This window comes from Georgenia sp. Z1344 (genome assembly GCF_049856295.1).
Classification (GTDB): Bacteria; Actinomycetota; Actinomycetes; order Actinomycetales; family Actinomycetaceae; genus JB111.
In genome coordinates this window covers 154269-167469 of record NZ_JBNDMZ010000003.1, presented here as the reverse complement: position 1 = coordinate 167469, position 13201 = coordinate 154269, and the positions used below count along the sequence as shown (strand labels likewise).

At 72.3% G+C, this 13201-nt stretch carries 12 protein-coding genes; 10 read left to right on the top strand and 2 right to left on the bottom strand.

The features are described 5' to 3' along the window. Positions 1 to 3: 3 nt before the first annotated feature. The 10 genes from nuoH to ACPYO6_RS04195 all read left to right on the top strand — a co-directional run bounded on the left by nuoH (position 4) and on the right by ACPYO6_RS04195 (position 10556). A complete protein-coding gene (gene nuoH / locus ACPYO6_RS04240; protein WP_425713645.1) occupies positions 4 to 1365 on the top strand; it encodes an NADH-quinone oxidoreductase subunit NuoH in 1362 nt (453 codons plus the stop codon). A 1-nt stretch (position 1366) separates the two neighbouring features. After that, complete coding sequence (gene nuoI / locus ACPYO6_RS04235; RefSeq protein ID WP_425713644.1) at positions 1367 to 2086, top strand: NADH-quinone oxidoreductase subunit NuoI; 720 nt, start codon at positions 1367 to 1369, stop codon at positions 2084 to 2086. Further along, a complete protein-coding gene (locus ACPYO6_RS04230) occupies positions 2083 to 3093 on the top strand; it encodes an NADH-quinone oxidoreductase subunit J (RefSeq protein WP_425713643.1) in 1011 nt (336 codons plus the stop codon). Before nuoI ends, ACPYO6_RS04230 begins: the two co-directional genes overlap by 4 nt. Further along, a complete protein-coding gene (gene nuoK / locus ACPYO6_RS04225) occupies positions 3090 to 3389 on the top strand; it encodes an NADH-quinone oxidoreductase subunit NuoK (RefSeq protein WP_425713642.1) in 300 nt (99 codons plus the stop codon). The genes ACPYO6_RS04230 and nuoK overlap by 4 nt, the downstream gene beginning before the upstream one ends. Before the next feature lie 10 nt (positions 3390 to 3399). After that, on the top strand, positions 3400 to 5367 hold the full coding sequence (gene nuoL / locus ACPYO6_RS04220) for an NADH-quinone oxidoreductase subunit L (protein WP_425713641.1): 1968 nt from the start codon (positions 3400 to 3402) through the stop codon (positions 5365 to 5367). A gap of 24 nt (positions 5368 to 5391) precedes the next feature. Further along, a complete protein-coding gene (locus ACPYO6_RS04215) occupies positions 5392 to 7017 on the top strand; it encodes a complex I subunit 4 family protein (RefSeq protein ID WP_425713640.1) in 1626 nt (541 codons plus the stop codon). Continuing rightward, positions 7014 to 8603 carry an NADH-quinone oxidoreductase subunit NuoN gene (gene nuoN, locus ACPYO6_RS04210; protein ID WP_425713639.1) on the top strand — a complete coding sequence of 530 codons (1590 nt, stop codon included), beginning with the start codon at positions 7014 to 7016 and terminating at the stop codon, positions 8601 to 8603. Before ACPYO6_RS04215 ends, nuoN begins: the two co-directional genes overlap by 4 nt. Further along, positions 8600 to 9595, top strand: a complete 996-nt coding sequence (locus ACPYO6_RS04205) for a polyprenyl synthetase family protein (RefSeq protein WP_425713638.1) — start codon at positions 8600 to 8602, stop codon at positions 9593 to 9595. Before nuoN ends, ACPYO6_RS04205 begins: the two co-directional genes overlap by 4 nt. 78 nt (positions 9596 to 9673) lie before the next feature. Then, complete coding sequence (locus ACPYO6_RS04200; protein WP_425713637.1) at positions 9674 to 10006, top strand: transposase; 333 nt, start codon at positions 9674 to 9676, stop codon at positions 10004 to 10006. Between the two features lie 106 nt (positions 10007 to 10112). After that, positions 10113 to 10556 (top strand): OsmC family protein, encoded by a 444-nt coding sequence (locus ACPYO6_RS04195; protein ID WP_425713636.1) that lies wholly within the window; start codon positions 10113 to 10115, stop codon positions 10554 to 10556. Between the two features lie 2 nt (positions 10557 to 10558). Here ACPYO6_RS04195 and ACPYO6_RS04190 read toward each other — a convergent pair whose 3' ends face one another. Next, positions 10559 to 12082: an MFS transporter gene (locus tag ACPYO6_RS04190; RefSeq protein WP_425713635.1), complete on the bottom strand. Its 1524-nt coding sequence runs from the start codon at positions 12080 to 12082 to the stop codon at positions 10559 to 10561. After that, complete coding sequence (locus ACPYO6_RS04185) at positions 12079 to 12975, bottom strand: ABC transporter substrate-binding protein (protein ID WP_425713634.1); 897 nt, start codon at positions 12973 to 12975, stop codon at positions 12079 to 12081. The genes ACPYO6_RS04190 and ACPYO6_RS04185 overlap by 4 nt, the downstream gene beginning before the upstream one ends. Between the last annotated feature and the right edge of the window lie 226 nt (positions 12976 to 13201).

Below are 13201 nucleotides of genomic sequence, written 5' to 3'. Positions count from 1 at the left end.
GTCATGTCCACCGCCTCGGCGCTGCCGACGGCGGACTTCAGCCACGACACCTGGTGGATCTCCCTCATCAAGGCCGTCGTCATCGTCGTCCTCCTGCTCACCGGCGTCCTCATGGCGCTGTGGGTCGAGCGGCGCGGGCTCGGCAAGATGCAGACCCGCGAGGGACCCAACGTGCTCGGCCCGTGGGGCCTGTTCCAGGCGGTCGCCGACGCCCTCAAGCTCGTCCTCAAGGAGGACATCCAGCTCAAGGGCGCGGACCGGGTCCTCTACATGCTCGCGCCCGGCATCGCCGCGTTCTGCGCGTTCATGGTGCTCGCCGTCATCCCGATGGGTCCGGACATCACCAACGGCGCCGACCCGACGTGGTGGACGCCGATGCAGCTGACCGACGTCCCGGTCTCCGTGCTCTACATCCTCGCGATCACCGCGCTCGGCGTGTACGGCATCGTGCTGGGCGGCTGGTCGTCGAACTCGACCTACCCGCTGCTCGGCGCCGTGCGCTCCTCCGCGCAGGTCATCTCCTACGAGCTGTCGATGGGCCTCGCGCTCGTCTCGGTCTTCCTCGTGTCCGGCTCGATGGCGACGTCCCAGATCGTCGACGCGCAGACCAACGTGTGGTGGGCGATCTCGCTGCTGCCGGCGTTCGTCATCTACGTGGTCTCGATGGTCGCCGAGGTCAACCGGCTGCCCTTCGACCTGCCCGAGGCCGAGGGCGAGCTCGTGGCGGGGCACTCCATCGAGTTCTCCTCGATGAAGTTCGCGTGGTTCTACCTCGCCGAGTACGTCAACATGTTCAACGTCTCGGCCGTCGCGACCACGCTGTTCCTCGGCGGCTGGCGGATCCCGTTCCTCTCGGACCACATCGTGTGGTGGGCCGCGCCGATCGTCGGGTTCCTCGTCTTCTGGCTCAAGGTCTGGGCCTGCATGTTCGTCATGATCTGGATGCGCGGCACCCTCCTGCGCGTACGCTACGACCAGCTGATGAACCTCGGCTGGAAGATCCTCATCCCGGCCGCGCTCGTCTGGCTGGTCGCGGTCGCGATCATCCAGGGGGTGCGCCAGTTCAGCGACTTCGAGCTGTGGCAGCTGCTCGCGGTCATCGCCGGGCTGCTCGTCGTCGTCATGATCGTCACCTTCCTCCTCCCGGAGAAGAAGGAGCCCGACGACGAGGAGCGCGATCCCGAACCGTTCGACGCCTTCGCCGGCGGCTTCCCCGTCCCGCCGCTGCCCGGCCAGACCCTGCCCCCGTCGCCCCGCGCGGGCCGACGCCGGGCCGACGCCGCCGAGCCGGTCGTCGCCAGCAGCGCCCGGGCGAGCGCCGCCGAGCGGGGCACCGCCACCGACGCCACCACCGAGGAGGCCTGACATGGCTGACGAGAAGGGCTCCGAGCTGAGCCGCCGCATCACCGCGGACGACGTGGTCGTGCGCAACGGTGACGAGGAGATCCGCCTCGCTCCGGACGTCCCCGGGCCCGTGGGGTCGCTCCTCGCGCCCGTCGCCGGGTTCGGCGTGACGATCACGTCGATGTTCCGGCCCTCCCGCACGGTCCAGTACCCGTTCGAGAAGCCCCCGACGCAGCCGCGCTACCACGGCCGTCACCTGCTCAACCGGTACGCCGACGGGCTCGAGAAGTGCATCGGCTGCGAGCTGTGCGCGTGGGCGTGCCCCGCGGACGCCATCTACGTCGAGGCGGGCCCGAACGGCCCCGACGGTCAGTACTCGCCCGGCGAGCGCTACGGCCGCGTCTACCAGATCAACTACCTGCGCTGCATCTTCTGCGGGTACTGCATCGAGGCCTGCCCGACCCGCGCCCTGACGATGTCCAACGACTTCGAGCTGGCCGGACCCACCCGCGAGGGCCTCATCTACGAGAAGGGCGACCTGCTCGCGCCGATGGCCGACGGCATGCTCGCCGCCCCCCACCCGATGGTGGCCGGAGCGACCGACGCCGACTACTACCGCGGCGAGGTCACCGGCCCCACCGCCGAGCAGGTCGAGTGGGTCGAGACCCACCGGCCCGACGACGAGACGCTCGCCTCCGCCCGCGAGGCCGTGGCCGCAGGTGCGAAGGGGACCGCGCGATGACCCCCACCCCCGTCATGACGGTGCCCGGCGAGATCGGCGGCGGCGAGACCGCGCTGTTCTGGGTCCTCGCGGCCGTCATGGTCATCGCCTCGAGCGGGCTGCTGTTCGCCCGCCGCGCGGTCTACGCCGCCGTGTCGCTCATCCTCGTCATGCTCTGCCTCGCCGTGATGTACGTGGCCCAGGGCGCCCCCTTCCTCGGGGTCGTCCAGGTGGTCGTCTACACCGGCGCGATCATGATGCTCTTCCTCTTCGTCCTCATGCTCGTCGGCGTCGACGCCGCCGACTCGCTGCACGAGACGATCCGCAACCAGCGCTGGGTCGCGGTCGTCGGGGGAGTCGGCCTGCTCGCCGTGCTCGTCGGCGTCGGGGCCCAGGCCGTCGGTCTGCCCGACTCGGCGGGTCTCGCGGCCGCGAACGCCGACTCGAACCCGGTCGGGGTGGCGCTCGTCCTGTTCGGCGACTTCGTCCTCACGATGGAGCTCACGGGCGCCCTGCTCATCACCGCCGCCCTCGGCGCGGTCGTCCTCACCCACCGCGAGCGGCTCACGCCGAGGACCACGCAGGTCGAGGTCGAGGCCGCCAAGATGCGGGCGTTCAAGGAGGACGGCGCCCGGATCGGCCAGCTGCCGACGCCCGGCGTCTACGCCCGGTCCAACGCCGCCGACCTGCCGGCCCTGTCCGCCGCGGGCGAGCCGATCGTCGAGTCCGTGCCCCGGGTGCTGCGCATCCGCGGGCAGGAGCGCACGATCGGCGAGGTCAGCCCCGAGACCGTGGCCGCCGTCGCCCGGTCGCGCACCGAGCCGGCCCGCGGCCTGCACGGCCGCGACGCGACGCGCAGCGTGGGTCGCGCCGGCTTGCCCGCCATGCCCGGCGAGCCCGCCCCGATACCGCTCGTGCCCGGCTCGCCCGGTCGCGAGGTCGTCGCCCGGCGCCGCGCCGCGCGCGCCGAGGCCGCCCGCACCGCGGCCGAGCAGAGCTCCGAGACCACCGCAGGGGACGACCGATGAACCCGATGAACTACGTGGTGCTCGCCGGCATCCTCTTCGCCGTCGGCGCCACGGCGGTGCTCGTGCGCCGCAACGCGATCGTCCAGCTCATGGGCGTCGAGCTCATGCTCAACTCGGCCAACCTCGTGCTCGTGACGTTCTCGCGCGTGCACGGCGACCTCACCGGGCAGGTGGCCGCGTTCTTCGTCATGGTCGTCGCCGCGGCCGAGGTCGTGGTCGGCCTGGCGATCATCGTGTCCGTGTTCCGCACCCGTCGGTCCGCCTCGGTCGACGACGTCAACCTCATGAAGAGCTGAAGGGAGCACGATGACCACCGCCACCCTTCACGCCGTCACCGAGGTCGCCGCGCCCGTGGCCGCCGACGGCCCCGCGAGCCTGGCCTGGCTGCTCGTCGCCGTGCCGCTCGTCGGCGCAGCGGTCCTGCTGCTGTCCGGCCGCGCCGCGAACGCCTGGGGCCACTGGCTCGGCGTCCTCGCCTCCGCCGCGACCTTCGTCGTCGCCGCCTGGATCACGGTCGACATGCTCGGTCGCGACGCGGGGGACCGTGTCATGGACCTCCACCTGTACGACCTGCTGCCCGCCGGCACGCTCGACGTCTCCCTCGGGATGCGGATCGACCCGCTGTCGATGACGTTCGTCCTGCTCGTCACGCTCGTCGGCACGCTCATCCACATCTACGCCGTGGCGTACATGGAGCACGACCGCGACCGGCGCCGGTTCTTCGCCTACCTCAACCTCTTCGTCGCGGCGATGCTCCTGCTCGTCCTCGGCAACAGCTACCTCGTGCTGTTCGTCGGCTGGGAGGGCGTGGGCCTCGCCTCGTACCTGCTCATCGGGTTCTGGAACCACGTGCCCGAGTACGCGGTCGCGGCGAAGAAGGCGTTCGTCATGAACCGCGTCGGCGACATGGGCCTGCTCATGGCGATGGCCGCGATGTTCGCCGGCCTGGACACCGTCAGCTTCGCCGGCGTGGCCGAGACCGCGCCCGCCGCGTCGACCGGCCTGCTCACCGTCATCGGGCTGCTCCTCCTGCTCGCCGCGTGCGGCAAGTCGGCGCAGTTCCCGCTCCAGGCCTGGCTCGGCGACGCGATGGCCGGCCCCACCCCGGTCTCGGCGCTCATCCACGCGGCGACGATGGTCACCGCCGGCGTCTACCTCGTGGTGCGCTCCGGCCCGATCTTCGACCTCACGCCGGACGCGCGGATGGTCGTCGCGGTCGTCGGCGCGATCACGCTGCTGTTCGGCGCGATCGTCGGCTGCGCGAAGGACGACCTCAAGAAGGTCCTCGCCGCCTCGACGATGTCCCAGATCGGGTACATGATCCTCGCCGCGGGGCTCGGCCCGATCGGCTACGCGTTCGCGATCTTCCACCTCGTCACGCACGGCTTCTTCAAGGCCGGCATGTTCCTCGGGGCCGGCTCGGTCATGCACGGGATGAACGACCAGGTCGACATGCGCCGGTTCGGCGGCCTGTCGAAGGTCATGCCGATCACGTGGATCACGTTCGGCCTGGGTTGGCTCGCGATCCTCGGCATCCCGCCGTTCTCCGGCTTCTGGTCGAAGGACAAGATCATCGAGACCGCGTTCGTGCCCCAGGACGGCCACGCCGGCTGGGAGCCGTGGGTCTTCGGCATGGTCACGCTGATCGGTGCCGGCATCACGGCCTTCTACATGTCCCGGCTGTTCTTCATGACCTTCCACGGGAAGCGCCGCTGGACCACCGCTGAGGAGGGCTCCGAGGTCCACCCGCACGAGTCGCCGTGGCTGATGACCGTCCCGATGATCGTCCTCGCGATCGGCTCGGTGGGCCTGGGCTTCGCGCTCCAGCTCGGCGGCGGGTTCGTCACCTGGCTCGAGCCGGTGACCGGCCACCACGAGCACGCCGACCCGGTCCTCGCGGTCCCGGTCATCATGGGCGCCACGATCGCGATCGTCCTGCTCGGCGCCGTCATCGCCTGGGCGATGTACGCGCGCCGCGAGGTGCCCGCCGTGGCCCCCGCCGGCAACGTGCTCGTCACCGCCGCCCGCAACGACCTGTACCAGGACGCCGTCAACGAGGGCATCTTCATGCGCCCGGGCCAGCAGCTCACGCGCGGCCTCGTCGAGGCCGACCGGGGAGTCGTCGACGGCGCCGTCATGGGCACCGCCTCGGCCACCGCCGGTCTGGGCCGCCTCCTGGGCAGGCTCCAGAACGGATTCGTCCGCAGCTACGCCGCACTGATGACGGCCGGCACCGTGCTCGCCCTGCTCGCCGTCCTGGCCTGGCGTCTCTAGGCCGAGGGAAGAGGAACCGAACCTGTGAACACCGCTACCCTCCCGTGGCTCACGCTGCTGATCGCCGTCCCGGTGGTCGCCGGCGCGCTGCTCCTCGTCCCCGGGCTGCGCCGCGTCGCCCGGCCCGTCGGCCTCGGCGTGTCCCTGCTCGTCCTCGCGGGCACGATCGCCGCCGTGGCCACCGACTTCGACCTCGGCGCCGCCGGTGAGCATCAGCTGACCGAGCAGGTCGCCTGGATCCCGCAGCTGGGCGTGTCCTACGCGCTCGGCGTCGACGGCCTCGGTGTGGCGATGCTGCTGCTCACCGCGTTCCTCGTCGTCGTCGTCCTGATCTCGGGCGTCCCCGTGCGCGCCGGCGACGACGACGCGACGACCGAGCGGCGCACCGCCACCTACGTCGCGCTCGTCCTCATCCTCGAGGGCATCCTCGTCGCCGTCTTCGCGGCCCGGGACGTCTTCCTGTTCTACGTCCTCTTCGAGGCGATGCTGCTGCCGATCTTCCTGCTCGTCGGGATGTACGGCGGGGCCCGGCGCCGCGCGGCCGCGATCAAGTTCCTGCTCTACTCGCTCGCGGGCGGGCTCATCATGCTCGCCGGCGTCGTCGCCCTCTACCTCCAGGGCCCCGGCGGCCCCGAGGGCTTCCTCGTCGACAACCTCGCGGGCGCGATGGCCGGGACGTCCGACACGACGGCGCGCCTCATCTTCCTCGCGTTCCTCGTCGCGTTCGCCATCAAGGCGCCGATGGTGCCCGTCCACACGTGGCTGCCCGACACCGCCGAGCAGTCCCCGGGCGGCGTCTCCACGCTGCTCGTCGGCGTCATGGACAAGGTCGGCACCTTCGGCATGATCACGCTGCTGCTGACGATCTTCCCCGAGCAGGTCGCGTGGGCCGCGCCCGCGATGATCGTCCTCGCGGTCATCTCGATCCTCTACGGGGCGCTCCTCGCGCTCGGCCAGCAGGACGTCATGCGGCTCGTCGCCTTCACCTCGGTGTCCCACTTCGGGTTCATCGTGCTCGGCGTCTTCGTCGGCTCCGAGGTGGCCCTGACCGGCGCGATGTTCTACATGGTCGCCCACGGCCTGTCGACCGCCGGCATGTTCCTCGGCTCCGAGTACCTCGTGCGACGCGGCGGCACGCAGCGGATCGCCTCCTTCGGCGGCTACCAGCGCGTCGTCCCGGTGCTCGCCGGCACGTGGCTCGTCATGGGCCTGGCCTCGATCGCCCTGCCCGGCCTGTCCGGCTTCTGGGGCGAGTACATGGTCCTGCTCGGCACGTTCGAGGTCAGCTGGATCGCGGCGGCGTTCGCCGTCGTCGGCGTCGTCCTCGCCGCCCTCTACGTCCTCATGCCGTACCAGCAGATCTTCACCGGCCCGGCACCCGTGGGCGCGGGCGTCACGGACGGCGAGTCACGGCCCGACGGCGAACCCCGCCGGCGCGCCGACGCCCTGCGTGACCTGACCGGGACGGAGCGCACCGTCATGGGGCTGCTCGTCGCGGGCGTGCTCGCGCTCGGCCTCTTCCCGGCGCCGGTCGTCGAGCTGATCCAGCCCGTGGCCGAGCAGGTGGTCGTCCTCGCCGACGGCGCGGACGCCGCTGCCGCTGACGCCGCCCAGTCCAGCCCGATCTCGACCGTGGGGAGCGCCCTGTGACCGCCGCCCTGAGCGCGACCGCCTTCGTCGCACCGACCATCGCCTGGGCGCCGCTCGTCCCGGTGCTCATCGTCGGCGGGGCGGCCGTCGTCGGCGTCCTGCTCGAGGCGTTCCTCCCGCGTACCGCGCGCCGGGGCGTCCAGGTGCCCTTCGCCCTCCTCGCGATCGCCGCCGGCCTCGTCGCCGTCGTCTGGCGCCTGGCGACCGTCCACGGCGCCGAGGCGCCCACCGAGGTCGTCACCGGCGGCGCGTACGTCGAGGACCTGCCGTCCCTCGCGATCCAGGCGGTCCTGCTCGTCAGCGCCCTGCTCGCCGTGCTCGTCATGGCGGACCGCACGGAGACCCGCGAGGGGGCGTTCGCGCCCCAGGCCGCCGCCCGCCCGGGCTCGGCCGAGAGCGAGGCCGCCGCCCGCGCCGGCCTCACGCAGTCGGAGATCTTCCCGCTCACGCTCTTCTCGCTCACCGGCATGATGGTCTTCCCCGCGGCGGGCGACCTCATCACGCTCTTCGTCGCGCTCGAGGTCCTCTCGCTGCCGCTGTACGTGCTGGCCGCCACCGCGCGGCGCCGCCGCCTCCTCTCGCAGGAGGCCGCGATCAAGTACTTCATCCTCGGCGCGTTCGCCTCGGCGTTCTTCCTCATGGGCATCGCGCTGCTCTACGGGTTCGCCGGCTCGCTGCGGCTGACCGACATCGCGGCCGCCGTGCCCTCGACGCCGGGGCTGGACTCGCTGCTCCTGCCCGGGGTCGTGCTCGTCCTCGTCGGCCTGCTCTTCAAGGTCGGCGCCGTGCCGTTCCACGCGTGGACCCCGGACGTCTACACCGGCGCCCCGACCCCGGTCACCGGCTTCATGGCCGCCGCCACGAAGATCGCCGCCTTCGGCGCGATGCTGCGGTTCGTCTACGTCGTCGCGCCGGGCCTGGGCTGGGACCTCGAGCCGGTCGTGTGGACGATCGTCATCCTCACGATGCTCGTCGGCACCGTCATGGGCATCATCCAGACGGACATCAAGCGGATGCTCGCCTACAGCTCGATCGCCCACGCGGGCTTCGTGCTCATCGGCGTCTTCTCGCTGACCTCGGCGGGCATCGGGTCGGTCATCTTCTACCTGCTGGCCTACGGCGTGGCCACGGTCGGCGCGTTCGGCCTCGTCACCCTGGTGCGCGAGACGGACGCCGCGGGCTCGGTCACCGGCGAGGCCACGCGCATCGACCAGTGGGCCGGCATCGGTCGGCGCCGCCCGGCGATCGCGGTGTCGATGCTCGTCTTCCTGCTGTCCTTCGCGGGCATCCCGCTCACCGCCGGGTTCGTCGGCAAGTTCGCCGTGTTCAGCGCCGGCATCGCGGGGGGCGACGCGGTCCTCGTCGTGCTCGCCGTCCTCGCCTCCGCCGCGACCGCGTTCTTCTACTTCCGCCTCGTCGTGCTCATGTTCTTCGAGGAGCCGAAGGACGAGGGCGTGACCGTCGTGTCCTCCGAGGGCCTGACGATCGTCGCCGTCGTGGTCTGCGCCGTCGCGACCGTCGCCCTGGGCGTCTACCCTGGTCCCGTGCTCGAGCTCCTCACCGACGCCGCGGTCTTCGTCCTGTGAGCAGGCTCGAGCTCATCTCCGCCCGGCTGGAGCAGGTCGACCCCGCTCTCGCCGAGGTGGAGGAACGCCTGGCGGCGGCCGTGCGCGGCGCCGACCGGCTGACGGAGGAGCCCGCCGCGCACCTGTCGGACGCCGGCGGCAAGCGCCTGCGTCCCCTGCTCACCGTGGTGACGTCCCAGCTCGGGTCCGGGGCCGGCGACGAGGTCGTCCGCGCCGCCGTGGCCGTCGAGCTCACCCACCTGGCCACGCTGTACCACGACGACATCATGGACTCGGCCGAGGTGCGCCGCGGGGTGCCGGCCGCGCACGTCGTGTGGGGCAACAACGTCGCCATCCTCACCGGCGACCTCCTGTTCGCCCGGGCCTCCTCGCTCGTGGCGTCCCTCGGCGCCGAGGCCGTCCAGCTCCATGCGGCCACCTTCGAGCGCCTGTGCCTGGGCCAGCTCCACGAGACGGTGGGACCGGTCGAGGGCGACGACGCGATCGAGCACTACCTGCGGGTCCTCGCCGACAAGACGGGCTCGCTCATCTCCTCGGCCGCCTACTACGGCGCCCGGTTCTCCGGCGCGGACCAGGCCCAGGCCGACGCCGTCGCCGCCTTCGGGGAGAAGGTCGGGGTGGCGTTCCAGCTCGCCGACGACGTCATCGACGTCGCCTCCGACCCCGAGGAGTCCGGCAAGGTGCCCGGCACCGACCTGCGCGAGGGCGTGGCCACGATGCCCGTGCTCCTGCTGCGGGCCCGCCGCGCAGCCGGCACGCTCGACGAGGCGGGGGAGCGGGCGCTCACCCTCCTCGAGGGCGACCTGTCCGGGGACGCCGAGCTGGCCGCGGCCGTGTCGGCCCTGCGCGACCACGAGGTGCTCGAGGAGTCCCGGGAGGTCGCGCGGCGCTGGGCCGACGACGCGGTGGCCGAGCTCGCCGTGCTCCCCGCCGGCGAGGTGAAGGACGGCCTGTCCGAGCTCGCGACGATGCTCGTCGACCGCATCGGCTGACCGTCGGCGGACGGGCGGACCTCCGCCCGCCGTCCGCCACAATGGGTGGCCACCGGTCTGCACGCGTGAAGGGTCCCCATGCCGTTCGAGAAGAAGTACAGCGACGAGCTGCGTGACGCCGCCGTGCGGCGCGTCGTCGAGCGGCGTGAGGCCGAGCCCGGCAACCGCTCGATCTTCCGCGAGGTGGCGGAGGAGTTCGAGGTGGGGGAGCAGTCGCTGCGCCTGTGGGCGAAGCGGCTCGACGACGGCATGTTTGACGCCACGCCGGCCGCGAGCCTGCGCTCGGCCCCGAAGGAGCAGCTGCTCGCGCGCATCGCCGAGCTGGAGGACCAGCTCGCGCACGCCCGCGAGGAGGTCGAGGTCCTCAAGCGGGCGTCGGCGATCTTCGCCGCCGAGATCGCGAGGCGCTGACCCGCGACCCGCCCGCCATCCGGACCGACGGGGGTGGTGCGGGTCCGGTCGCCCGGCCGTCGGCGCACACTGCTCCCACGACCCGACGCGAACGTGAGGAGCACCGATGTCCGACACCGACTACTCCAGCTCCGTCGTCGCGTGTACGACCGACGTGCGCGGCCGCTTCACCGTCCGCGGCCCGGGCTTCGAGCTCCTGGCCGACGGCTCCGTCGCGACCGGCGGGCCCGGGCGTGCGCCCGGGCCGCTCGACCTCCTCGTCTCCGCGCTCACCGTCAACCTCATCAACACCCTGCGTGCCGGGGCTAGTCCCGGTACCGATCCCGACGACGACCTCGCGGTCCGGGTGCGGTCCCGCACGACGCGGTACGACCGCGGCCGGGTCAAGGCGGGGCGGCTCGTCGTCGAGGTCGTCGTCGACGGGTTCGACGAGATCGACACCGCGGCGCTGGTCGAGCGTTACCGCGCGGGGTGCCGCATCCTGCCCGCGGTGGAGTCCCTGCTCGACGTCGACATCCGCGCAGTTCCCGCCGCCACGATGGCGGCCTGACGCTACCGGTCGGCGGTGCGCCGCCGGTCGGCGGTGCGCCGCCGGTCGGCGGCGCGCTGCCGCCGCAGGTCGACCAGCGCGACCGCGAACGCGGCGAGGAGGAAGCAGACCGCGACGGCGGTGGCCCGGACGGTCGCCGTGCGGTGGTCGGCCGCCGGCGCGTCCGAGAGGCTCCAGCCCCTGCCGTAGATCACGGTGAAGTAGGCGACCGAGGCCGCGGCCACGCCGAGGCTGTTGGCGATCCGCTGGCCGAGCTGACCGACGGCGCCGGCCGCGCTGCCCTCCTCGGGCGGGACGTCGGCCAGCATCTGGGCGTGGTTCGGTGAGACGACCATGCCCGTGCCGAGCCCGGAGAGGGCCTGCAGGACCCCGACGGCGGCGAGGAGCGCGGTGGACGGGAGGGGCGCGTGCAGGAGGACGACGGTTGCGAGCATGGACACCAGGGCGAGCGACATGCCGAGCGCGGTCAGCCGGCGCCCCCACCGCAGGACGACCCGCCCGCCGATGGCGGCACCGACGGCCGAGAGCAGCGCCGCAGGCAGCATGACGAGCCCGGCGAGGAAGGGGCTGATCTCCTCGACCTGCTGGAGGTACACCGTCAGCGCGAGGGAGAAGCCCGGGACGGCGGCGAACCAGGTCGTCGAGATGAGCACGCCGTTGCGGAACGAGGGCAGGGCGAGCAGCGCCGGGTTGACGAGCGGCGCACGTCCGGCCGCCGCGCGGGCGTGGGAGCGCCGCACGAGAAGCGTCACGCCGGCGGCCGCGGGCAGCAGCAGGAGCCAACGAGCGGGCTCGTCTCCGGGGCGCCCGGTGGTGAGGACGACCGGCAGGAGGAGGCAGACGAGAGCCACCGAGAGGAGGGCGACGCCGCCGACGTCGAGCTCGGGCCGACCCCGCGCGGCGCGTCGCCGCCCGGGGGAGCGGAGCAGGAGGTGCGCCGCGACGACGAGAACCGCGCCCACCGGGAGGTTCATCGCGAAGACCCCGCGCCAGCCGAACAGGCCGGGGAGCAGGAACAGGCCGCCCACGCTCGGCCCGAGCGCGGTCGCGCAGGCGACACAGACCCCGTAGACGCCGAAGGCGCGGGCCCGCGCCGCCCCCGTGAACCGCTGCTGGACGATGCCCATGAGCTGCGGCATGAGCAGGCCGGCCGAGACGCCGAGCAGTGCGCGGCCGGCGATGACGACGTCGGCGTCCGGGGCGAGGGTGCACACGAGGCTCGCGACCAGGTAGCCGTGGAGGCCGACGAGGGCGAGCGTCCGGCAGTGGCCGTGGTCCCCGAGCCGGCCGGCCGGGACGAGCGTGACGGCGAAGCAGACGACGTAGGCGGCAGCGACGAGCTGGATCCGCACCGGACCCGGGTCGAGGGCGGCGTCGATGGACGGGACCGCGATCGAGACCTTGTGCAGGTCGAGCAGCAGCATGCCGGCCGCGAACCCGCAGAAGAGCGTGAGAGCGCGGTCCCGCCCGGTGGCGGGCGCGGTCGACGGCGCCGACGGGCGCGGCGCCGCCGACCGGACGCTCACCGGAAGTCGACGAACTTGGAGGTGTCGACGAGCGCCTCGTACTCGGCGTCCGCGTCGATGAGGCCCCAGCTCGCGATCCAGTCGAGGATCCGCTGGTACTCCGCCTGCGGGTACGGACCGGGGTGGATGTACCGGAGGCGGCCGAGCTGGAAGTCCTCCGGCACCAGCTCCTCCACCCCGGCGGCCTGCTCGACGAAGTAGTGCAGGTAGGGCCGCACGTCGGCCCGGATGTCGTCGACGGCCCGGCTCACCGCGCGGTTGATCCGGTCGAAGTCCTCGGGGCTGATGTCGTCGTCCGCGACCTCCGCACCGAAGTAGTGGGCCTCGGCGAGCACCTTGTAGCCGCGCTTCTCGGCGACCGTGATCCACGGCTCCATGAGGGCGACGGCCTCGAGGTCGCCGTCGGCGAGGGCGTCCAGCCGGCTCTTGCCCTTGACCCCGAGCAGCCTGATGTCGGCTCGGGGGAGGAAGCCCTCGAGGGTCTGCAGGACCAGGTAGTGCGACCCGTGGTGGAAGTTGACGCCGACGGGCACGCCCGCGAGGTCGCTCGGGACGTTGTGGGGCGAGTCGCCGCGGACGACGATCGCCTGGCTCGCGACCGCCGCGCGCCGGGCGACCACACGTCCGCCGCGCGCGCTGTCCTGCGACCGGCGCAGCTGCCCCCACTCGCACGCGTTGTAGAGCTGGGTCGTGCCCGCCTCGAAGAGCGTGAAGGTGTGGAAGGAGTCCTGGGCGCCGGGGTCCTCGATGAGCTCGAGACCGTCCTCGGGCGGGGCCGGCTTCGGCACCAGCTCGACGTCGAGGCCCTCGTCCGTGAAGTAGCCCTTGTCGCGGGCGACGAAGTACGGCAGGTAGAAGACGGCGGCGTGCGTCTCGATCTTGATCGTGCTCATCAGTGATCCCCAATGCTCGTCGGTGCGGCGCTCTATATGGACGCTCGCTGAGGACGTTAGGACAGCCGTCATCATCGCTATCCGCTACTTATTGAAATCTCAATATGTGAAAGACAGGCGAAGATTCATATAGAAGATCCATGCGCCTCTCTAACGTCTCCTCGCGTCACGTCAGCAGTCGGCCCGCACCTCGCTCCGGTGCCGGGCGCCCACCGAGAGGACCACT

Coding starts and splice junctions, on each gene's coding strand:
- nuoH (WP_425713645.1), top strand. CDS start 4: ATGTCCACCGCCTCGGCGCTGCCGACGGCGGACTTCAGCCACGACACC.
- nuoI (WP_425713644.1), top strand. CDS start 1,367: ATGGCTGACGAGAAGGGCTCCGAGCTGAGCCGCCGCATCACCGCGGAC.
- ACPYO6_RS04230 (WP_425713643.1), top strand. CDS start 2,083: ATGACCCCCACCCCCGTCATGACGGTGCCCGGCGAGATCGGCGGCGGC.
- nuoK (WP_425713642.1), top strand. CDS start 3,090: ATGAACCCGATGAACTACGTGGTGCTCGCCGGCATCCTCTTCGCCGTC.
- nuoL (WP_425713641.1), top strand. CDS start 3,400: ATGACCACCGCCACCCTTCACGCCGTCACCGAGGTCGCCGCGCCCGTG.
- ACPYO6_RS04200 (WP_425713637.1), top strand. CDS start 9,674: ATGCCGTTCGAGAAGAAGTACAGCGACGAGCTGCGTGACGCCGCCGTG.
- ACPYO6_RS04195 (WP_425713636.1), top strand. CDS start 10,113: ATGTCCGACACCGACTACTCCAGCTCCGTCGTCGCGTGTACGACCGAC.
- ACPYO6_RS04185 (WP_425713634.1), bottom strand. CDS start 12,975: ATGAGCACGATCAAGATCGAGACGCACGCCGCCGTCTTCTACCTGCCG.